This is a genomic window from Breznakibacter xylanolyticus, assembly GCF_003254275.1.
Classification (GTDB): Bacteria; Bacteroidota; Bacteroidia; order Bacteroidales; family Marinilabiliaceae; genus Breznakibacter; species Breznakibacter xylanolyticus.
In genome coordinates, this window is sequence record NZ_QKZK01000035.1 from 13,020 (window position 1) to 33,895 (window position 20,876).

At 47.5% G+C, this 20,876-nt stretch carries 13 protein-coding genes and 1 pseudogene; 11 read left to right on the forward strand and 3 right to left on the reverse strand.

Annotation, left to right across the window (positions count from 1 at the left end; translation table 11 throughout):
• Positions 1-105: 105 nt before the first annotated feature.
• The 6 genes from LX69_RS14785 to LX69_RS14810 all read left to right on the forward strand — a co-directional run bounded on the left by LX69_RS14785 (position 106) and on the right by LX69_RS14810 (position 10,304).
• Positions 106-1,845 carry a RagB/SusD family nutrient uptake outer membrane protein gene (locus tag LX69_RS14785; protein ID WP_111446824.1) on the forward strand — a complete coding sequence of 580 codons (1,740 nt, stop codon included), beginning with the start codon at positions 106-108 and terminating at the stop codon, positions 1,843-1,845.
• Positions 1,846-2,467: 622 nt separating this feature from the next.
• The gene (locus LX69_RS14790) at positions 2,468-4,810 is read left to right on the forward strand and encodes an endo-1,4-beta-xylanase (protein ID WP_111446825.1); all 2,343 of its coding nucleotides are present in this window, start codon (positions 2,468-2,470) and stop codon (positions 4,808-4,810) included.
• A gap of 967 nt (positions 4,811-5,777) precedes the next feature.
• Positions 5,778-6,497 (forward strand): 4-hydroxy-tetrahydrodipicolinate reductase, encoded by a 720-nt coding sequence (gene dapB, locus LX69_RS14795; protein WP_111446826.1) that lies wholly within the window; start codon positions 5,778-5,780, stop codon positions 6,495-6,497.
• A gap of 69 nt (positions 6,498-6,566) precedes the next feature.
• Positions 6,567-8,003, forward strand: coding sequence for a S26 family signal peptidase (locus tag LX69_RS14800; RefSeq protein WP_111446827.1), 1,437 nt, complete (start codon positions 6,567-6,569; stop codon positions 8,001-8,003).
• A gap of 373 nt (positions 8,004-8,376) precedes the next feature.
• Positions 8,377-9,561: a signal peptidase I gene (lepB, locus tag LX69_RS14805; protein WP_111446828.1), complete on the forward strand. Its 1,185-nt coding sequence runs from the start codon at positions 8,377-8,379 to the stop codon at positions 9,559-9,561.
• Between the two features lie 113 nt (positions 9,562-9,674).
• Positions 9,675-10,304 (forward strand): WbqC family protein, encoded by a 630-nt coding sequence (locus tag LX69_RS14810; protein WP_111446836.1) that lies wholly within the window; start codon positions 9,675-9,677, stop codon positions 10,302-10,304.
• Between the two features lie 793 nt (positions 10,305-11,097).
• Here the strand turns inward: LX69_RS14810 and LX69_RS14815 are convergent.
• Both LX69_RS14815 and LX69_RS14820 read right to left on the reverse strand, forming a co-directional pair.
• Entirely contained in the window at positions 11,098-11,553 is a 456-nt protein-coding gene (locus LX69_RS14815; protein ID WP_111446829.1) for an NUDIX domain-containing protein, read from the reverse strand.
• A 2-nt stretch (positions 11,554-11,555) separates the two neighbouring features.
• The gene (locus tag LX69_RS14820; RefSeq protein ID WP_111446830.1) at positions 11,556-12,332 is read right to left on the reverse strand and encodes a C40 family peptidase; all 777 of its coding nucleotides are present in this window, start codon (positions 12,330-12,332) and stop codon (positions 11,556-11,558) included.
• Positions 12,333-12,528: 196 nt separating this feature from the next.
• Here LX69_RS14820 and LX69_RS14825 point away from each other — a divergent pair, with 196 nt between their 5' ends.
• The 5 genes from LX69_RS14825 to LX69_RS14845 all read left to right on the forward strand — a co-directional run bounded on the left by LX69_RS14825 (position 12,529) and on the right by LX69_RS14845 (position 20,388).
• Entirely contained in the window at positions 12,529-14,688 is a 2,160-nt protein-coding gene (locus LX69_RS14825; RefSeq protein WP_245935037.1) for an HD family phosphohydrolase, read from the forward strand.
• Positions 14,689-14,754: 66 nt separating this feature from the next.
• On the forward strand, positions 14,755-15,672 hold the full coding sequence (gene menA / locus LX69_RS14830; RefSeq protein WP_111446832.1) for a 1,4-dihydroxy-2-naphthoate octaprenyltransferase: 918 nt from the start codon (positions 14,755-14,757) through the stop codon (positions 15,670-15,672).
• A 132-nt stretch (positions 15,673-15,804) separates the two neighbouring features.
• Positions 15,805-16,878 carry an o-succinylbenzoate synthase gene (locus LX69_RS14835; protein WP_111446833.1) on the forward strand — a complete coding sequence of 358 codons (1,074 nt, stop codon included), beginning with the start codon at positions 15,805-15,807 and terminating at the stop codon, positions 16,876-16,878.
• On the forward strand, positions 16,869-17,945 hold the full coding sequence (locus LX69_RS14840; protein ID WP_111446834.1) for an AMP-binding protein: 1,077 nt from the start codon (positions 16,869-16,871) through the stop codon (positions 17,943-17,945). Before LX69_RS14835 ends, LX69_RS14840 begins: the two co-directional genes overlap by 10 nt.
• A 1,147-nt stretch (positions 17,946-19,092) precedes the next feature.
• A complete protein-coding gene (locus LX69_RS14845) occupies positions 19,093-20,388 on the forward strand; it encodes a pectate lyase family protein (protein ID WP_111446835.1) in 1,296 nt (431 codons plus the stop codon).
• A gap of 182 nt (positions 20,389-20,570) precedes the next feature.
• On the opposite strand, the pseudogene LX69_RS14850 reads toward LX69_RS14845, so the two are convergent.
• Positions 20,571-20,876, reverse strand: a pseudogene (locus LX69_RS14850) (IS1634 family transposase); the annotation flags it as partial.

A 20,876-nucleotide genomic window follows, 5' to 3' on the forward strand; every position in this document is an offset into this window, starting at 1 on the left:
CTTATTTTTATGACAAATATGAAACGAGCCATCAGGATATTAGCCATGTATATGCGATGCTGATTGCGAGTTCCATCTGACCAATAAAAATCAAATAATTTACAGATGAAAAAAATTGGATATTTATTCATAGCTGCCTTGATGTTGAGTAGTTGCGAGGATTTTTTACTCGTGGAGCCGCTCACGCAAAAGACTTCAGCGAACTTTCCGCAAACTGCCGAAGATGCCAAGCAAATGATGGCCGGTATCTACACCACCATGAACAATGAGCAGCGCGATTGCGACAGGAGCCACATGTTTGTGTGTGAAATCGCCAGCGACGATAAGTTGGGCGGTGGTGGGGTGAACGATATCAAAGCTCAAGGTTATGAGGCATTTTTGTCGTCAGACCCTGAAATGTTGTTTCACACCTGGGAGGCCTCGTATGAAGGCATTCACCGTGCGAATTTTGCCATTGAGAATCTGGTGTTGCTGAGCGATGCCGTGGTGAGTCCTGAATTGAAAAACCAGTACATGGGTGAAGCAAAATTTCTGCGAGCTTTCTTCTATTATCGTTTGGCTACTCTTTTTGGTAATGTACCATTGAAAATTTCCACACCTCGTGCCGATTTGAGCAATGCGACGCCCGAAGCCATTTTTGCTCAAATTGCATCTGATTTGAAAGAAGCCATTGAGTTGTTGCCTAATATCCCATATTCAACGACTGAAGATGGACGAGTGACCCGTTGGGCAGCTCAGGCCATGATGGCTCGCGTATGGTTGTTCTATACTGGTTTTTATCAAAAGTCTTCGCTCCCCATGGTAGGCGGTGGTGAGGTGACCAAAGCCAATGTAGTGACTTGGTTGGGTGATTGCGTTACCAATAGTAAGCATGACTTGGTTGGTGATTTTCACGAACTGTGGCCTTATACCAACTCTTTGACTGTTAATGAATATGATTATACAAAAGCTTACATGGCCAAAACCGGGAAACAGTTGAAATATGCCAGTGATAATGGTGCCAGAAATCCAGAAACCGTTTTTGCCCTTAAGTTCTCAAACTATACTGACTGGGACATTCGTAAGGGTTACGGTAACATGTATCAGCTTTATTTTGCTTTGCGCGGTTTGCAGTCCTTGAATAACACATTTCCTTATTCCGGTGGTTGGGGACAGGGCAATTCTATTCCCAAAGGATTGGTTGATCAGTGGCAGGCTGACGAACCCAATGATATCAGATTGTGGGCTTCGGTGCTTGATATTGAAGCAGAGTTGCCAAATTATAGCAAAGGTCAATGGGATTTTGTACTCGAAAGCAATTATTGGGGTAAAAAATACAATGGTATTACCGCCAAAGACCCGAAAACTGGAGAGCCAAAGCACAGTTATGCAGTGATAATGTATGGTAGCAAAGATAATGCCCAGTTAGCGCATGGCGACGACCTGATCCTTATTCGCTTTGCCGATGTGTTGCTGATGATGTCAGAGTTGACCGAAGATGCCCAGTACATGAACCGGGTTCGTGCTCGTGTTGGCCTTCCTGCTGTATCGTATAGTTTGGCGAACTTGCAGAAGGAGCGTCGCTATGAGCTTGCTTTTGAGGGGTTGCGTTGGAACGACATGCGCCGTTGGGGGGACGCTTATGCCAAAGCGGCTCTGGAAACCCAGATTGGGGCTCCCGTTTATAACTTTGGAGAGCCGGCAGTTTACAACGGTCTCAACCCCAAAGGGTACAGTGCCCGTTATGATGAAACCAAAGGTTTCTTCCCCATTCCCGAATCTGAAATCCGATTGGCCAACGGTTTGATTGAGCAAATCCCCGGCTTTAAGAATGGTGAGGGAAAATATCCTGGATGGAGTAACTAATTTTTTCAAGCACCCGATAAGAAGCTGCCTCACGGGGCTGCTTACTGTGGGGGATTGTTCGATAATATATTCAAGAACTCCTTTTTTTCATGCATAGAGTTTAATTAGGGAAAGGTCGCTTTGTTCTGCAAGGCGGCCTTTTTTATTGTGTAGGTTGTATGGTTTGTTTTTCGTGTTACCGATACGCTTTTACCTAAGAGATTGAGTGGAAAACTCAGATGCGATTGCCAAAACTGCCCCTTGGTGCGGTGAATACAGGCCATTACTTCGTTACAGGCATTGATTGGAACAACATGTAAAAGAGCTGATTTCCATGGGGCAAGTCCGGAAATTATCGCAAGGCAGTGGAGTTTATGAAAACTAATGTATATTTGCGTGAAAATTCGTCAAAAGCCATTTGATTAAATACTTACAAATCAAAGTCGTTAAGTTAAGAGAAGAAGACGAAGATGGTGAGACAGATGATGCGATAAGGAAAGATATTTAGATCTGTCTTCTTTGTCTTCAGTCTCATCTATCTGTCTTTTGTCTAATCCTCTTCTGTGAATCGCACTAACTTAACGACATTGATTCATGGACCATTAAAAATTAAAGTCAGAATATCACTCTCACTCGATACAATATGAAACTGAGATTTCTTTTTCTTGCTTTTGCCGCTTACGGCACAATGACATCAGGTGCGCAGAACTACACAACTTTTAATCCGGCAAATGAAACAAATTACGGATACCTGAAGAATTATCTGCCACTCAAGCAATATGTTAATCATGTGCAGTATCCTAACTTCAAACTGGGACTTGCCGTCAGTGCCAATGACTACCTGAACAACAACACCGTAAAGGCGGTTGTCAACGGCTATTTCACGGAGACCGTTGCAGGCAATGAAATGAAGATGTCAAGCTGCGTGAGTAGCAACGGGGCAATGAATTTCACTACCGTTACCAATTTTGTCAATGCTGCATCAACAGCCGGTGTTCACGTTTTCGGACATACGCTGGCATGGCATTCCCAACAGCCCACCGGCTATCTGAACGGCTTAATCAAGGACAAGGATCCGGTACCTTTTGCAGACAGTGATATAACCGTATGGACGTTATTGAAGTCAAAGGACTTCACACAGGATAAAAGCATTGGTTGGACATCGAACAAAACAACGTATGGTTTTTCAACATCTTTCGTCACCGATGGTCTTCAGGTGAATACAACCAAGAAGACCACCAACACCTATGATGTTCAGTACATCGTAATGGACAATATCCCCACAGTTACGGGCGTGACCTACCAAATGACCATCACCGTAAAAGGGTCGGCTGCCGGCAATATCCACAGCAAACTTGGAAACTGGAGTGGCGGCGCCAACGCGGAAATACCCTTCACCACGGAATGGCAGGATGTGGTCATCAACTACACCAGCACGATCGATAACAGTTTTCTGCTTTTCCAGCACGGAGACTTCGTAGGTGACATTTGGATTAAGAACATCAGATTTGATAAATCAGTGGGAGGTAAGAAGGCTACCCGTAGCTGTATCGTGATGGATGCCACAGCAAAGAATGCGAATACATGGGATAACCAGTTCTGGATCAAGTTAGGCAGTTTCAATGCAGGTGATACCTATGAGTTCTCTGCCGAAGTGCGTGCCGACAATGTCGCTAAGGCTTCAACTCAAACCCATAACGCTCCGGGAAGTTACGTGACCTATCAGGCAATTGGCGATGTTAACTTTACAACAGACTGGAAAACAGTGACCAAAACAGGATCATTCACGAATGCCGGACAGTCCATCGCTTTCAACCTCAACGAATTTTCCGGTGCCAACAAGTACTGTTTCGACAATATCAGCTTCAAAGTAAACGGGGTGGAACGTGTGACCAACGGTAACTTAGACGGAACCGATGTTTCATCGTTTGCATGGAGGCACTACGGTGATGCTTCTGTTGCGAGTGCCACCATCACTGCAAACTATAATTACGTTATCTTGCCTCAGAGCATTCCATTGTCAGATCAGGAAAAGCATGACATTCTGGTCGATGCCATGGATCGATGGATTGCCGGTATGATGAACGCCTGCGGCGGTAAAGTGAAAGCGTGGGACGTGGTCAACGAGGCTATCTCAGGAAGCGATTCCGACGGCGATGGTTTTTATGACCTTCAGCATGAAAATGGCGATGACGCCAATTTCTTTTGGCAGGATCACATGGGGGATTTGGAATATACACGTCAGGCAGTGCGTTTGGCTCGTCTGCACTATGCCAACTCAATGGCTTCGAAAGGTGGTGACGATGGTCAACTAACACTGTTTATTAATGACTACAACCTGGAAAGTGACTGGGACGGCAACAAAAAACTGAAATCGCTCATTAAGTGGATCGAACGTTGGGAAGAAGACGGTGTCACAACGATAGACGGCATCGGCTCTCAGATGCACATTTCGTGTTACATGAATGACGCGACCCAGACCAGCAAGAAAAATGCTATTGAGAACAGTTTTAAGCTCATGGCGGCTACCGGTAAACTGGTTCGCATCAGTGAATTGGATATGGGTATGGTCGATGCTAGTGGTAATGACGTGGCGACAGCCAATGTGACAGAAGAAATGCATCAGCGTATGGCAGATCTTTACGAGTGGATCATTAAGAAATATTTTGAGATTGTTCCCGCTAACCAGCAGTGGGGCATCTGCCAATGGTGTGCCACCGATGCTCCGACCAACAGCGGTTGGCGGGCAGACTTGCCTGTAGGATTGTGGACACTCGACTGGTATCGCAAGCATACCTACGCTGGTTTTGCTCGCGGTCTGGGAGCACCCCAAAACCCAACAAGCGTTGACCGCATCATAATCGATTCAAACAACCAGGCTCCGGCACCCATTTACGATCTTTATGGTCGTAATTTAGGCAACGATTTGGAGATACTCCCGGCAGGAATTTATATCCAAAATGGCAAAAAGTTCCTGATGCGTTGATTGCGATGTAGATGCTTATTTGCACCTGAGGGGTATTTTGGTGTGATTTTCGTTGAGAGACTCACCATAATACTCCTACTTCCCCGTAGCAGCGCGATACAATCGGGCGGCTATTTTATGAATTACTGCACCTGGCAAAAAAGTCTTTCGCCAAACTTTTACCGCATTTCCTACTGTGTTCTTGTTGTTGATAAGGTTTGTTTTAATCACGCGACTTAAACCGCCCTGAGCCGAGGTAAATAGATCGGTTACGAGTTAAGAATTCGCGCGCGAAAGGGGAATGAATCGTTGTACAAACAGGCGAGGGCTTGTGGTCGTTCTTAATATTTAAGTAGCAATGTCGTTTAGTTAGTGACAATTGAATAAAAGACAAGAAGAATATTAGACAGCAGACAGATAGATGAGACTGTGAAGATGAAGAAGAGAGATCTAAATATCTTTCCTTATCCCATCATCTGTCTCATCGTCTGGCGTCTTCTTCTATTAACTTATCGACATTGATTTAAGCAGGGCAATGCCCTACTCAAATGCTGGCGCCACATTGGGGCTTGTCAATATACTTTCAGGTCGCTTGTTGTAAAAATCCACAATGAAATCAGTTCAGTAACAATCAGACCTTTTCAGACTGTTGATTCTGATGCGGTAAGGAATCAGCACGTGAGCTTTCTTGTACCCCCTTTTGAAGGATGAAGGGGCTGTAAAACCCATGATCAATGCTTCCGATTTTCTGGCTCAATTGGATCGTTTTGTGCATGGCACACCTATTGGGGATGAGCCCTTCAGGCCATCAAAGAAATAAGCACCATGAATGCCCTCTTTTTTTATCTTTGTGTTCTTTCATTGGTGAGAAATGAATGAGTGAATTGAGATTAAAACAGATATGAATTATTGACGTCGAGGCTTTTAATGCGACAGAGAGCATGTTTAATCCTGATCGCTGAGTCTGGTGTCTTTTTACACTTTAGAAATGAAGATAGCGTTAATTGGTTACGGAAAAATGGGTAAGGAAATCGAGAAGATTGCCCTAGAGCGCGGACACGAAATCGTATGCCGCATCGACATCAATAGTCCTGACACGTTCGACAGCGATGCCTTTCGCTCGGCTCAGGTGGCCATTGAGTTCACCACGCCCGAGGCGGCCTACCATAATTTCCTCAACTGTTTTAAGTACCATGTGCCCGTGGTGGCCGGAACCACCGGATGGCTCGATAAGATGGACGACATTCGCCAGTGCGTGGCCGGTGAAAATCAGACTTTCTTTTACGCTTCGAACTACAGCCTGGGCGTGAATATCTTTTTTGCCATCAACAAGCAATTGGCCAAATTGATGAATCGTGCCGATGGCTATGACGTGTCGATGGTTGAGGTGCACCACACCCAAAAACTCGATGCACCCAGCGGTACCGCCATCACGCTGGCCGAGGGCATCATCGACAACTACAACGGCAAGTCGGCGTGGGCGCTTGAGTCGTCCGACAAGAAAGAGGACCTGGTCATTAAGGCCGTGCGCGAGGGGCAGGTGCCGGGCATTCACACCATTACCTACGATTCGGAGGTGGACGAAATCATGATACACCACAGCGCCAAATCGCGCAAGGGCTTTGCTCTGGGTGCCGTGCTGGCTGCCGAGTTCACTGCCGGCAAAAAAGGATGGCTGGGAATGAACGACCTCTTGTGCCTCGAATAGTAACTTTTCGTTTAACCTGATGTTGCGTGTCCCGTTGGTGGGGTGCATCACATTTTTAATTTCTATCAGATGAAGAATATACCGGTTTCTGCCTGGGTGAAGTTTGGCATCGTTTTTATCCTTTACCTGCTTTGGGTGATATGGGTGGGCAACTATTGGCTCTTGCTGGGTTTGCCCGTGATTGTGGATATGTATCTGACCAAAAAGGTGCCATGGACATTTTGGAAAAAAACCAAAGAGGGCGATAAGCCAAGCAAGATCGTCGAATGGGTTGATGCCATTGTGTTTGCCCTGGTTGCGGTTTATTTCATCAACCTGTTTTTGTTTCAGAATTACAAAATCCCCACGTCATCGCTCGAAAAGTCGTTGTTGGTGGGCGACCACCTGTTTGTGAGTAAGGTGAGCTACGGGCCTCGCATCCCCAACACGCCGTTGGCGTTTCCATTGGTGCAAAATACCTTTCCCATTTTCAACTGCAAGTCGTACGTTGAATGGCCGGCGTGGGATTATCGTCGTTTGGCCGGATGTGGCCCAGTGGAGCGCGGCGACATTGTCGTGTTTAACTTTCCGGCGGGCGATACCATCGCTTTTGCCATGCAAAATCCCGATTATTATAACCTGTGTCGCGATGCCGGTCGTTACATTGTGGGCAGCAATCCCGGAGCGTATGACAACCTGCAGTTTACCACTGCTTGGGAACGCAACCGTTTTCTGCGTGAAGTAGGTAAGAAAGAGATTGCCAAGAATCCGCATATTTATGGTGAAATCATGTACCGTCCCGTCGATCGGCGCGAGAATTACGTGAAGCGTTGCGTGGCTTTGCCCGGCGATACGCTCACGTTGCGTCATAATAAAATGTACATCAACGGGCAGGAAGTGGTGGAACATGCAGGAGTGCAGCATCTGTTTCACGTCATCACCGATGGGAATAATTTGAGCCCTGAGTTTTTTAAGAATTACGGGATCTCCGACGATGATCGTCGCGAGGGGGGAGGCGCTCCTCACTACCTGTTGCCGTTTACCGACGAAAAATCGGCCTCGCTGGCCAAGGTACGGTCGGTGGTGCGCGTGCAGATGGACGAGCAGCAGCCCGATTCCATGGGCTTTTCGGTGTTTCCTTACAGTCCCGATTATCCCTGGAGTCGCGACAACTTTGGGCCGCTGTGGATTCCTAAAAAAGGAGCCACCGTGGCACTCGACATCCACAACCTGGTGCTTTATGAGGCCATCATTACCTCGTACGAGGGCAATCGTCTGGACGTGAAAGAGGGGCAGATTTTCATCAACAACCAGCCCGCCACTTCCTATACCTTTAAAATGGATTATTACTTTATGATGGGCGACAACCGCCATAAGTCGGCCGACAGCCGATACTGGGGTTTTGTGCCCGAAGATCATGTGGTGGGCAAACCCCTGTTGGTGTGGTTATCGCTCGACAAGGATAAGTCGTTCCCCATGAGCATTCGCTGGAATCGTTTCTTTAAGTGGATGGGCGACGGCGAGTAAATTTTTGTCGTCACGCCGCCAAAGAATCATCAAAAAAATGACCGCTTAGGGCACAGAGTTTTTTGCAGAAAATGGGGGCAACATCTTTGCCTTTTTCCTGTTCACTGCGATGATCTCTGCGAACTTTGCGGTTCGTTTTTTTACCTCCAAGACGCTAAGGTGTCGCCAAGTTCGCTAAGAAAAAGAACATAGCCCTCTGCGTTCCTTTCTTTGCGCCTTTGCGGTTAATTTTTTTACCGTCCAGACGCTAAGGTGTCGCCAAGTGCGCTAAGAAAAAGAACATTGCACCCTCTGCGTTCTTTTCTCTCCGCTCCTTTACGGTTAATTCTTATGTAGACTGTTCTAAGCATTTCGTTCATCAAACACCAAAGCCATGTTACGACCCGATTGGGGATGGATTCTCTTTTTTTGTTTTGTGCTGCTGTTTTGCGCCTGGGTGCGGTGGCCGCTGTTGGCCATGGTGACTGTGGGGGTGGCTGTGCTGACGTTTGTGCCGCGTGTGCGGGCATTTTTCATCAAAAAGCATCAGCAAATTGGGCGCATCGGGCGGATGATTTGTGACTGGGGCTTTGTAGTGGTCGTGTCGCTCACCATTGTGGTGGGGCTCAAAAGTTATTTTGTGGATGTGTTTCGGTTGCCATCCAACTCCATGGAGATGACCATTGGCAATGGCGATATGGTGGTGATCAACAAGCTTATTTTGGGGCCGCGCATGAGACCCGACGACCCCGATGCCTTTTACCGGGCTCCGGGTTTCCGAAAGGTGCGGCACAACGATTTGATTGTGTTTAATTTCCCAGAGGGCGATACCTTGCTGGTGAATCGGTATTTCGAAAGTTATTACTCCCTCAAGCGACAATATGGCGACATGAAAACGCCCGGGGGGCAAACCCTGTTGGGCAAAACGGCTTATAAAAGTGTGACGCGCCGACCCAAGTACATCAAGCGGGTGGTGGCTTTGCCGGGCGATACCGTTGAGATGCGCGACGGCACACTTTGGGTCAATCACCGGAAGGTGAGTGTGCCGCCCACTTCGGTGCGCAAGTATGTCGATGCTACAGGGCGTGGCGATTCGTTGCTGAAGGCGCTCAACATCCGTCCCTATAACCGTTATCTGCAAAAGCAAACCCCCATTTATGAATTGTCGGTGGGGCAGGTGGCGCAACATGCGGCTTTGGACTCTCATGTGGTGCCGTTGCGGGTGCCGGCCGACCAGCCCGATCCGTACGTTTTTCCTCACGATTTCCGTTGGAATGTCGATCACTACGGCCCGGTGGTGGTGCCCGCCAGGGGGATGCGACTGGATGTGAATGAGCGCAATATTTTATTGTATGCCCGACTCATTGATGTGTACGAAGGCAACGAACTGTCGGTGCGGGGCGATGAGGTGCTGATCAATGGGCAGGTGACCCGGTCGTATGTTTGTAAGATGGACTATTACTGGGTGATGGGCGACAACCAGCCCCACTCGTTCGACAGCCGTTATTGGGGTTTTTTGCCTGCTAACCACATCATTGGCGTGAGTCCTTTGCAGTTTCATGTCGATGGCCATGAATGATGATGGCATGGCTTTTCGATTTGCCACTTTTTGTGGCTAACGATTTTTCAACCATATGACAGTTGTGATTTTGATCCCATTTGAATGTGACATTTTCATTTTATGATGATCCGATGATATTTCCCATTACCTATTTGGGGCCGGTGCATTATTATGCCCGTTTGCTCCATGCCCGGCAGGTGCAACTAGAGCATTGTTGCCGATACGAGCGTCAGACCTTTCGCAACCGTTGCGTCATTGTGGCGGCCAACGGACAGCTACCCCTCACCATTCCTGTTGTAAAGCAAAGTGGTGTGACGCCCCTGACGCGCGATGTGCGCATTGCTTACGACACCCCCTGGCAAACGCTGCATTGGCGGTCGCTGGTGTCGGCCTATCAGTCGTCGCCCTATTTTGAGTATTATATGGACGACTTTGAGCCGTTTTATACCCGGAGGTTCGAGTTTTTGTTCGATTTTGATTTACAGCTCACCGAGCTGGTGTGCCGATGCATCGACATGCCCTTTCATTACACCTTCACCACCGGTTATGAAACGGCAGTAAGCGAGGCGCCCGACCTGCGGCACATCATTCATCCCAAATATGATGGCGCACAACCCGATGCCCTGTTTCATCTGCAACCTTACCGACAGTTGTTTCAGGCCAAGACGGGGTTTTTACCCAATTTGAGCATTGTGGATTTGTTGTTTAACAAGGGCCCCGAGAGTTATCTGGTGCTGCGCGATTCAATGGGGCAGCCCTGAAAAGGTTTATGAATATCCATAAATATGCCTGTTCTCCTTTGTGGTTCTTATCTTCTGTCAAATAATAAATTGCACGGAGAAGCACCAAGATGACGCATGGACTCATTGAGTCAAAATAAACGCAAAGGCGCGAAGGCGCTGAGTTATTTTGTTACGCTATGCGTTTAAATAACAATGCAGATAACTCAAAAGAGATATAAAGTAGATGACGTAGAGAATCAGAGTTTTAGGAACCTATACGGATATTGCAAAAATTTGGCTCTATTCTGATTTGTGTGGGTAATCATAAGTCTCAATTCACACAAACCATTTTTTCGTGCCCTCGAGCCGGGCGGGCTCTTACTTTTTATTCGGAAAGGGTTTGTTTTCATTTGCCCTCATGATTAAGCGTCGTTGAGCTCCACTGAATTGGCTACAGCCCCAAAAAGTAAGCAATTTTTGCATCAAGTGAGAGTAGTGTGCAAACTGGTTTGCCAATGCCGAACGTTGCAAAAATCAGCTTTGCTAAAAAAGGCCGCCGCTGACGTAAAATGGCTAAAAATCATAGGCCTTCGCTAAAATCTGCGAACTCGCAAGCTCAAACAGCGCATCTTTTTTAACGCTCAGTCCTATGATTTTCTTAACGCCATTTTCCGAAGGCGGCTTAGTTACCTTGCTTGATTTCGTGCTTTCATATTTTGTTTACCCATAGGATTCGACATAGAACCACAAATTTTTTTCACATGCCGGTAAGGCCTTGTCGGCACTCACTAACGTTTTTTTGCCGGCTTCATCGCAAAGCCCTCCTAAACTCTTACACCCCTAAACTTCTACACTCTAATAGTCCCAGTTTATCCATGGCCGTTTGAATAATCCTGTCGTGGTCAAAAGCCAAGGGCGGCAGTTGATTGATGGGGAACCAGCGGGCATCGCTGGCATCGTCCATCCCCTTCACGGGAAGGGGGGCATCAATAAAAACATAATAAGCCACCGTGATGGTGCGATGGCGCGGGTCACGACCCACGGCTCCGAAGGTGTGCAGTTGTGTGAGGCCGGTGAGTTGCAGGCCTGTTTCCTCTTGCAGTTCACGTTCGGCCGACGCATCCAGGTCTTCGTCCATGTCGACAAAGCCACCCGGCAGCGCCCATCGACCCGCAAAAGGGTCATGCCCCCGTTGTATCAGCAGAATGTGAAGATGGGCTTTGTCGCCGGCCAGCACCAGGGCATCGGCCGTGACGGCTGGGCGGGGGTAGTCGTAGGTATAGGACATGGTTAAATGACCCGTTTGATGAGTTTAAGTTTGTGGGTGTATTTTTTCAGTTGGGTGTTGTAAATGCCCTGATGATCGAGCTTGTCGATGCGCACAACGCCCGAGGCGTGAATGATGTCACCCTTGCCAATGCAAATGCCCACGTGGGTGATTATATCGTTGTCGTCGCAAAAAAAGGCGATGTCGCCTGTGTGTGTCTCTTCCACAAATTCAACGGTGGTGCCGTGTTCAATTTGTTGCGAGGCATCGCGGGGCAGCTGCACGCCAATGATTTTATAAACCATCTGCACCAATCCCGAGCAGTCGATGCCATAAAACGTACGCCCGCCCCACAGATAGGGGGTGTTGAGGTAGTTCATGGCGATTTCCTGTATGTTGGGCATCTTTTTGGCGGGGGTGGCACTCCCGGTCAGGTAGTAGTCGCAGTTGTTGATGGTGAAACTGTTGATGTTGCTGCCATTAAACACAATGCGGCTGCCACCGGTGAGGGTGTGCGACGATTTGTCGTGATCCGAAATGACCTTCACCAGGGGGGAGGGCACCATCCAGGCTTCTTTATTGCGCCAACTGTCGAGTTCGCGTTCGGGGAGGTTCACAATCATTTTGGCATCAATCCAACCTTCGTAGCCGTCGTAGTCCATGCGGATGCGTGCCCACTTTTCTTCCATTTGAAGAATCTCGTAGGTTTCGCCAAACACAATTTGAGTGACCATTTCGGCTGTTTCGCTCGCGTGAGCCCTAACCGGGATAAATCCGGCAGTGCAAATACTTCCTGTCATTGTTGGTTTAAGAAAAATTGAACGGCGAAGATAGCCTTTTTTTCGCCAGAGCGGATAGGGTTAATGGATGCTGGCGGTTCGTTGGTCAAAAAATCATGATTTGACCCCAGCAGGGGGTGTAAAAGACGGGCGGGCAACGATGTTTTTTAATCTCATTGATTTTTCGCTATTTTGGTTCTGTAAAAAACCATTTGTTGTGAAAAGAATTTTGACCCCTCTGACGGCTTACGGCAAGCTCACGTACAAAATCCTGTTGTTCATGGTGGCGGCAGGCTTGGTGTTGTATATGTTTCCACGATCGGGAAAGTTTCGTTATGAGTATGCCAAGGGGCGGTTTTGGAAGCACAGTGTGTTGATTGCCGGATTTGATTTTCCCATCATCAAAACGCCGGAGCAGCTCAAGACCGAACGCGACAGTGTGCTTCGTTTTTTTCGTCCCTATTTTGTACTCGATTCATCGTTGTGGGATCAGGATTTGAGCCGGTTTGATGCCGATTATCAGCAATTGGTGCCACAGCTCAGGGATGATTACCGGTTTTTGCACACCGGGGGGCGTTATCCCGAACGGGTGATGATGCTCAAGCTGGGGCATCACATTCAAAATCGGCTTAAAAACTTATACCAAAGGGGTATCATTGAGTTGCCCGAGTCAATGGCTTCGGTCGATGAGCATTTTGAGTTCAAGCTCATTCGTGGCAACTTTGCCGAGCCTTATGGCCTTTCGGAGATGTACACGCCCAAAAATGCCTACCGGGTGTTGTCCGATCAGGTGCGTCGCTACATGGTTGATTCGCTGTTGTTGGATGTCTCGGCCAATTCGTCGGAGTATGCTTCGTTTGTGTCGCGGTTGCAGCTCAATCGATATCTGAATCCTTCGGTGAAATACGATCAGCAACGCAGTGATGTTGAGCGGCAGAATCTGCAAAAGCAGCTCTCCACCACCTCGGGGGCGGTGCGCATGGGGCAGCGTATCATTGGCCCGGGCGAAATGGTCGATGATCAAATGATGCAGGTTCTCGACTCGTACAAGGCTGCTTTTGAAGCTAACTTGTTGGGTGATGCCGGCTACACGCAAATTCTTATTGGGCAGATTCTCATTGTGGTGTCGTTCTTTACCGGGGTGTTACTCTTTTTGTATTTCTTTCGCCACGACGTGTATCAGAGTAATAAAAGTGTGCTGTTTATATTGATGATGATGGTGGGGATGGTGTTTTTGGCACGCGTGTCGAGCACCTTTTATTATATCCCCATGTTTGTGATTCCTTTTACTATGCTGCCCATCACGGTTCGTACCTTTTTCGATTCGCGGCTGGCGCTCTTCATTCATATCATGACCATTTTGCTGGCCTCGTTTTTTGCGCAAAACGGCTTTCAGTTTGCCTTTATTCAGATTTTAGTAGGGGTGACGGCCATTTTCAGTCTTTATCGCATCGAGCGTCGAAGCCAGTTGCTCAAAACATCAATCCTCATTGTGTTGGTGTATATGCTTTTGTACACATCGTTGTTTTTGTGGCAGGAGGGCGACATTCGCAAAATTAATCCGGTGGTTTACGGGCATTTTGCCTTCAATGGCGGTTTGCTGTTGCTCACCTATCTGGTCATTTATATCATCGAAAAACTGTTTGGTTTTTTGTCGGATGTGACTCTGGCCGAGCTCTCTAATACCAATCATCCCCTGTTGCTGAAGATGGCCGAGATGGCACCGGGCACGTTTCATCATTCCATCCAGGTGGGCAATTTGGCGGTGGCGGCTGTGAAAAAAATTGGGGGCAATCCTTTGTTGGTTTATGCCGGTGCCATGTATCACGACATCGGCAAGATGGAGGCGCCATCCATGTTTACCGAAAATCAACTCTCGGGCTTCAACCCCCTCACCGAGATGGATCTGGAAGATGGAGCCCGCATGGTGATCAGCCACATCGAAAACGGGGCACGACTGGCGCGCAAGCACAAGCTTCCCGAGCAAATCATCGATTTTATTGTGACGCATCAGGGCACCACCCGCACCAAATATTTTTACAACACCTATGTGAACCGGCATCCCGATAAACAGCCGGATATGACACATTTTCAATATCCGGGGCCCATTCCTTTCTCCAAGGAGACAGCGGTGCTGATGATGGCCGATTCGGTGGAGGCCGCCTCGCGCAGCCTTGTCAATTATTCCGACGAGGAGATTGATCGCCTGGTGGAACGCATCGTGGCCGACCAGATAGAGCAGGGGCAGTTTGCCGATGCTCCCCTCACGTTTCGCGAGATGACGCAGGTGAAGGAAGTGTTTAAGCAACGTTTAAAAATCATGTACCACACTCGCATTCAGTATCCCGAAATACACCACCGGCAGGCCTCCAAGTAGTGTTTTCGGGTGAGTTGACAAGGCGACGTGGGACAAAAAATGTTACTTTTGGCCAAAAAATAGGTTATGCCGCACCCTAAATATTGGATGGCAGCTTTCAGGCTGCGAACGCTCCCTCTGTCGTTATCGACCATTTTTGCCGGTTCCGTCGCTGCTGCCATGCACGGGGTATTTCGGTGGGATGTGTTGGTGATGGCTTCTCTCACCACGCTCTTTCTGCAAATTCTCTCGAACCTGGCCAACGACTATGGCGACGGGGTGGCCGGTACCGACCGCCACCGACAGGGTGAGCAGCGCATGGTTCAGAGCGGCCACATCAGCCAAAAGCAAATGTTGAGAATGATTGTTGTGTTTGCCGGGTTGTCGTTGCTCTCGGGGCTGTTGCTGTTGGCTCTGGCTTTGCCGGCCATTTTTTCGATGCGTGGATTAATGTTTTTGGCTGCCGGGGTGTTGAGTATTGGGGCAGCCATCAATTATACCGTAGGACGCAATCCTTATGGATATAAGGGATGGGGTGATTTTTTTGTTTTCGTGTTTTTTGGATTGGTGGGCGTTTATGGCTCATATTACCTGCATGCGGCTCATTTTTCATGGCCGGTGGTAAAGCTGGCTGTTGCCATAGGTCTGTTGAGTGCGGGGGTGCTGAACGTGAACAATCTTCGCGACGAAGCATCCGATCGGGCAGCCGGTAAGCGAACGTTGGTGGTCATTGGCGGGCGTGACTTTGGGGTGCGGTACCATGTGCTGTTGTTGGCTTTTGCCTGGTGGTGTTTGGTCGCTTTTGTGACCACTCAGGCATCTTCGTGGATGCAGTGGTTGTTTGTGTTGACCCTGCCATTGTTTATCAGGCATCTTCGAGTCATCATCACCCACCGCGAACCGGCTGCCATCGATCCGGAGCTGAAGCGCCTGTCGTTGGCCACTTTTTTTACCGTCATGTTGTTGGTGGCGGGGCAACTGTTAACACAATTATTTGGTGGATGATCTATGTCGATATGGGCGTAACGTGTATGTAAGCAATTCAATCATTGATGATTATTGGTGCTATTACTTCTAAAACTGCTTGTGTCCTTCCAAGTCTTGTGTCTTTATACTTGCGACTTGATACTTTTTCCTATGAAAAGATATATTGCACAATATCAACCATACCAATTTCAATTTGTGACACCCGGCGGGACGTCGAGGGGGGTGATGACCACGCGCCCCGGTTGGATAATTCGTCTTTATGAGGTTGACAGTCCAGAGGTGGCCGGATACGGCGAGTGTTGCATCATTCCTGGGCTTAGTGCCGACGATGTGGATGGTTTGCCCGCAATGTTGGCGCAAGTTGTTGGGAATATCAATGATTATCTTCCCGATTTTCATCAGCGGTTAGCGGCCTGGCCTTCCATTCGTTTTGCCATCGAGACGGCCTTGCTCGATTTGGATAGGGGCGGGCGTCGCCTTTTATTTCCGTCTGCCTTCACGCAAGGGCTCGATGGGATTGCCATCAACGGGCTCATCTGGATGGGGCAGCCCGAGTATATGTTGTCGCAGATTGCGAAAAAACTTGAAGATGGCTACCGCTGTTTGAAGATGAAAATCGGCGCCATTGGTTTTGACGACGAAATGGCCATTTTGCGGGGCATTCGCCAGCGTTATGGTGTTGACGATTTGGAGATACGTGTCGACGCCAACGGTGCCTTCACCCCCGACGAGGTGTGGGCAAAGCTCGATGCCCTGCATGCATTGCAGGTGCACTCCATCGAGCAGCCCATTCGGGCGGGGCAATGGGAATTGATGGCCAATGTGTGTCGCAACTCTCCGGTGCCTGTAGTGCTCGACGAGGAGTTGATTGGCATTCACGCCCCCGAGACCATGCGATCCATGCTCGATGCCATTCTCCCTCAATACATCATACTGAAGCCCGGTCTGTTGGGCGGGTTCGACATCAGTAGCCAGTGGATTACTATGGCGCAAGCGCGTGGCATTGGCTGGTGGGTTACATCGGCGCTAGAGGGCAACATCGGGCTAAATGCCATTGCCCAGTGGACTTATACGCTACACCCTGCCATGCCTCAGGGATTGGGTACGGGGCAGGTTTTTAGCAATAACATTCCGTCACCGCTCTATATTTCAAATGGTCGTTTGTATCATGATGCCAATGGGAGGTGGGATTTGAGCCCGTTAAGTGAATTGCCATGCAAATGATCATCAATCATCAGGTATTCGACGGTGCTAACCTACGCGCCCTCATTGACGAGAAAATGCGTGGTGGCGAAGATTGGGAGCGTGCCATTTTTGGCTTCATGCACGACTGGTTTTCCCCGTCTGCCGATGTGCTAATGCACACTTCCGGTTCAACGGGCGTGCCCAAGGCCATGACATTTCCCAAAACGGCATTGGTGGCATCGGCCAGGGCGACCATCAAGTTCTTTGGGTTGCTGCCCGGCGATAAGGTTTTATTGTGCTTGCCGGGTCAGTATGTGGCAGCTCGTTTGATGGTGGTGCGAGCCATTGTGGGGGGGCTCGATTTGGTGATGGTACCTCCGGGGGGGAATCCTTTGGCGCAATTGACCTGCGCCATTGACTTTGCGGCCATGGTGCCCTTGCAGGTCGAGCGAGCCATGAACGAAACGCCTGAGAAATTTTCACTGCTTCGTCGTTTAATTATCGGGGGGGCGGCGGTATCGTTGTCTTTAGGGCGCAAGCTGGCTCATCTTGATACACATGTGTGGGAGACTTATGGAATGACCGAAACGCTCACTCATGTCGCCGTCAGATGTCTGACAGGCAAAGACGCATCCGACCATTTTGAAGCATTGCCGGGTGTGCACTTTACGCTCACCGATGCAGACTGTTTGGTGGTGCATGTGCCCCATGTGACGCCGCAGCCGGTGGTGACCAATGATATGGTTGCGTTAAGTGATGGGCGATATTTTCGGTTGTTGGGTCGTGCCGATGATGTGATCAATAGTGGCGGCATTAAAATTCATCCAGTCAAAATCGAATTTTTATTGGCTCCGTTGATAAAAACTCCTTTTGCCATCACTTCTGAGCCTCATGAATTATTGGGCGAGCAAGTGGTGTTGGTGGTCGAGTCCGGTGTTCAGTTCCCTTGTCCACAAACGTTATTTGCAGACATCGATAAGCATCAGCGACCACGTAAGATATATATGGTCGATGCATTGCCCCAAACTGAATCCGGCAAGATTCGTCGAGCATTCTTAAAGGCTTGTTTAAAACAAGCTCGGCTACTGTGGGAGCGGAATGCGTGATGATTAGACTTGGTACGTTGGCGTTAGAAAATAATTCATTTTTTTTGTCCCGACTATTGCATTTTATGAAAAAGGACGTATATTTGCATCAAGATTTCTTCTTAGAATAAGGGTTAAGGTTAGGTTAGAAGGGGATACATAGCAATATGTGTTCCCTTTTTTTGGTTTTGATGGGTAAGTGTTAAAGAAAGCTAAAAGAATTGTTTGTGTGAAACATTATTTTGGCTGTGACGTTATAAGTATTGATTTCTTCATAGAATTAAGGGTTAAGGTTAGGTTAAAAGGGGATGCATAGTTATATGCGTTCCCTTTTTTAATGGTATTTCAACTGCGAAATTTATTTCGAGGGTAGGAGCCGAAAAGCATATTGACGAGGCATGAATAGAGTTGGATATTGTTGCTTTCTTGTATTGATGTAGTGGTAAGATTATTAGGTTTTTGATAGTGAGTGTTCTGTTTTTTTAAAATTATTGCAGTATTTTTCTTTGTAATAATTTGGTGGTTTGGTCAGATGACTTTATCTTTGCAATGTTTTCTTCATAGAATAAGGGTTAAGGTTAGGTTAGAAAGGGATACATCTTTGATGTGTCCCTTTTTTTGTGGGTTTATTTGTGGGTTTATCTGGATGAGTGTTCTTGTTTGATAGACTTAAAATTTCCACTTTTTTTGAAACAAATTGGTTGCATGCACCGTTAAAGCATGTGTAGATTACTTCATAGAATAAGGGTTAAGGTTAAGTTAGAAAGGGATGCATCTTTGATGTGTCCCTTTTTTATGGGTTGTTTGGTTTTGTTTTGAATGCTTAATAGGTGTTAATGATCTGTTTTTTTGAAACTCTTCGGTTGTGTGCACCGTTAAAGCAAGTGTAGATTTCTTCATAGAATAAGGGTTAAGGTTAGGTTAGTAAAGGGGATGCATCGTTGATGTGTCCCTTTTATTTTTCATTTGCGCGCAGTCTTTTCGGTAATTATTCCTCTTCTTACGGCAAATAGTTCACCCCCGTGTCGTGGATTGTTGGGTAACTTTGTGATACACGTTTTTGAAAGTGACACCATTGCTGATGGATGTCAAATCGGGCTTTATTGTTCGAGTGAATCACCATTGGGATTTTGGATGGACTTGTTGGATATATTAAAAAAAGATAGAGATGAGGATTATTGTTGCGTTGCTATTTGTAGGCATGATGGGATTGATGAATGCGCAGGATTATTGTATGAAAGCACCAGTTGGATATGGCTCCGCCACAACTGGAGGCGGGAATGCAACACCGGTAGTTGTGACAACCAAGACACAGTTGCAAACGGCTCTTTCGGCCAGTGGTGCCGGTGTGGTGATTGTTAAGGGAGCTATTCAGGTTGATTATTTGAGCTTGAAGGTGTCCGATAAAACGATTCTTGGCTTGCCTGGGTCATCGCTATATACCAATGTGCAGGTGAGCGGGGGCTCTGGGATTTTATATTTAAAGGAGGGATCCAATAATGTGATCATGCGTAATGTGACATTTATTGGGCCTGGGGCTTGGGATGTTAATGGGCGTGATTTGCTGACGCTCGATGGCGCTACCAATATTTGGATTGATCATTGTGATTTTCAGGATGGGATGGATGGAAATTTAGATACGAAAGGAAACTCCGATAATATCACCATTTCATGGTGTGAGTTTTCGTATTTAAAGGCACCTAAAACGACTGATTATGTGGTGGATGGGACGCCAGATCATCGTTTTTCCAATTTGATTGGTTCCAGTTCTTCAGATTGTCCGACAGACAAACAGTTTAGCATGACCTGGCAGTATTGCTGGTGGGCACAGGGATGCGTAGAGCGGCAGGTGAGAGCACGCAATGCCCAATTACATTTATTGAATTGTTATTGGAATAGTGATGTGTCGAAGACTTGCATTGGGCTCGAAGATGGTTCGGGGGGTGTTGGAACGTATTGTTATGTCGAAGGTTCCGTTTTTGCAGCCACTGGAGTGTATGCCAAGTTGAATTACGGTGGAACTCCTGATATTCAGTTTGTAGATTGTATGGGGAGTGGTCTTTCAAATAGTGCAACCCTACCTGCTGCTCCAGGCTATTTATATCGCGCGATACCATCGTTGGAGGTTGAGGCTGCAGTGACGCGGAGTTGTGGATCCGGCGCAACGCTTCAGGTGACTGAGGCGGGTGGGGTTTCTTCGTCATGCGCTGTAACTTCGGTGACTGCATCTGGTACTGAGTTGTTTACTGTTTCTCCGGTTGTAGTAACCACATGGGCTGATGTCATTGTTAGTGAATATGGAGCTGTTGTGGAATGTTTTGATCTAAAAGGGAAAAAGTTATTTCATCAGGTTGCCGTCGATTCGAATGTTTATTTGGATATGTCCGCATTCTCAAGTGGTGTTTATTTAATTTCAGTGACATCACAGGGGCGTGTTGATCGGCAAAAGGTGGTAAAACGTTAAAGACGCTGTTAATTGATGTTAAATGTGTGTTTTCGATGTAACATTTTTGTGGTAATAACGTTTTAAGTTGTAGATTTCTTCATAAAAATAAGGGTTAAGGTTAGGTTAGTAAAGGGGATGCATCGTTGATGTATCCCTTTTATTTTTGGAGATGATCTTTGGATTCTTAACCCACTTTGCAGCTATCCCAAAGCCATCGCCTGTATTTCAATGAATTGTTCATTTTCAAGTTCCGATTTGTGTACTACAGATTTTCGCTTTGTAAAGGGAGCGTATTTGTATTTTAGGGCATCGTAAAGCTTGCGGACATTTTGGTTTGGCTCAGAGCATCGACGAATCATGATTACTTGATCCTGCTGATTTTGCGCCAATGTGGTCACCGCTTTTTGGGTGTTCATGGTACGAACGATCTCACGCCAACCGCTATTGATGCCATGTGGCTTTAGTTGATGTCGGATCGTGTTTACCAGCCAATAGGCCAACAATCC

Coding starts and splice junctions, on each gene's coding strand:
- LX69_RS14785 (WP_111446824.1), top strand. CDS start 106: ATGAAAAAAATTGGATATTTATTCATAGCTGCCTTGATGTTGAGTAGT.
- LX69_RS14790 (WP_111446825.1), top strand. CDS start 2,468: ATGAAACTGAGATTTCTTTTTCTTGCTTTTGCCGCTTACGGCACAATG.
- dapB (WP_111446826.1), top strand. CDS start 5,778: ATGAAGATAGCGTTAATTGGTTACGGAAAAATGGGTAAGGAAATCGAG.
- LX69_RS14800 (WP_111446827.1), top strand. CDS start 6,567: ATGAAGAATATACCGGTTTCTGCCTGGGTGAAGTTTGGCATCGTTTTT.
- lepB (WP_111446828.1), top strand. CDS start 8,377: ATGTTACGACCCGATTGGGGATGGATTCTCTTTTTTTGTTTTGTGCTG.
- LX69_RS14810 (WP_111446836.1), top strand. CDS start 9,675: ATGATATTTCCCATTACCTATTTGGGGCCGGTGCATTATTATGCCCGT.
- LX69_RS14815 (WP_111446829.1), bottom strand. CDS start 11,553: ATGTCCTATACCTACGACTACCCCCGCCCAGCCGTCACGGCCGATGCC.
- LX69_RS14820 (WP_111446830.1), bottom strand. CDS start 12,332: ATGACAGGAAGTATTTGCACTGCCGGATTTATCCCGGTTAGGGCTCAC.
- menA (WP_111446832.1), top strand. CDS start 14,755: ATGCCGCACCCTAAATATTGGATGGCAGCTTTCAGGCTGCGAACGCTC.
- LX69_RS14835 (WP_111446833.1), top strand. CDS start 15,805: ATGAAAAGATATATTGCACAATATCAACCATACCAATTTCAATTTGTG.
- LX69_RS14840 (WP_111446834.1), top strand. CDS start 16,869: ATGCAAATGATCATCAATCATCAGGTATTCGACGGTGCTAACCTACGC.
- LX69_RS14845 (WP_111446835.1), top strand. CDS start 19,093: ATGAGGATTATTGTTGCGTTGCTATTTGTAGGCATGATGGGATTGATG.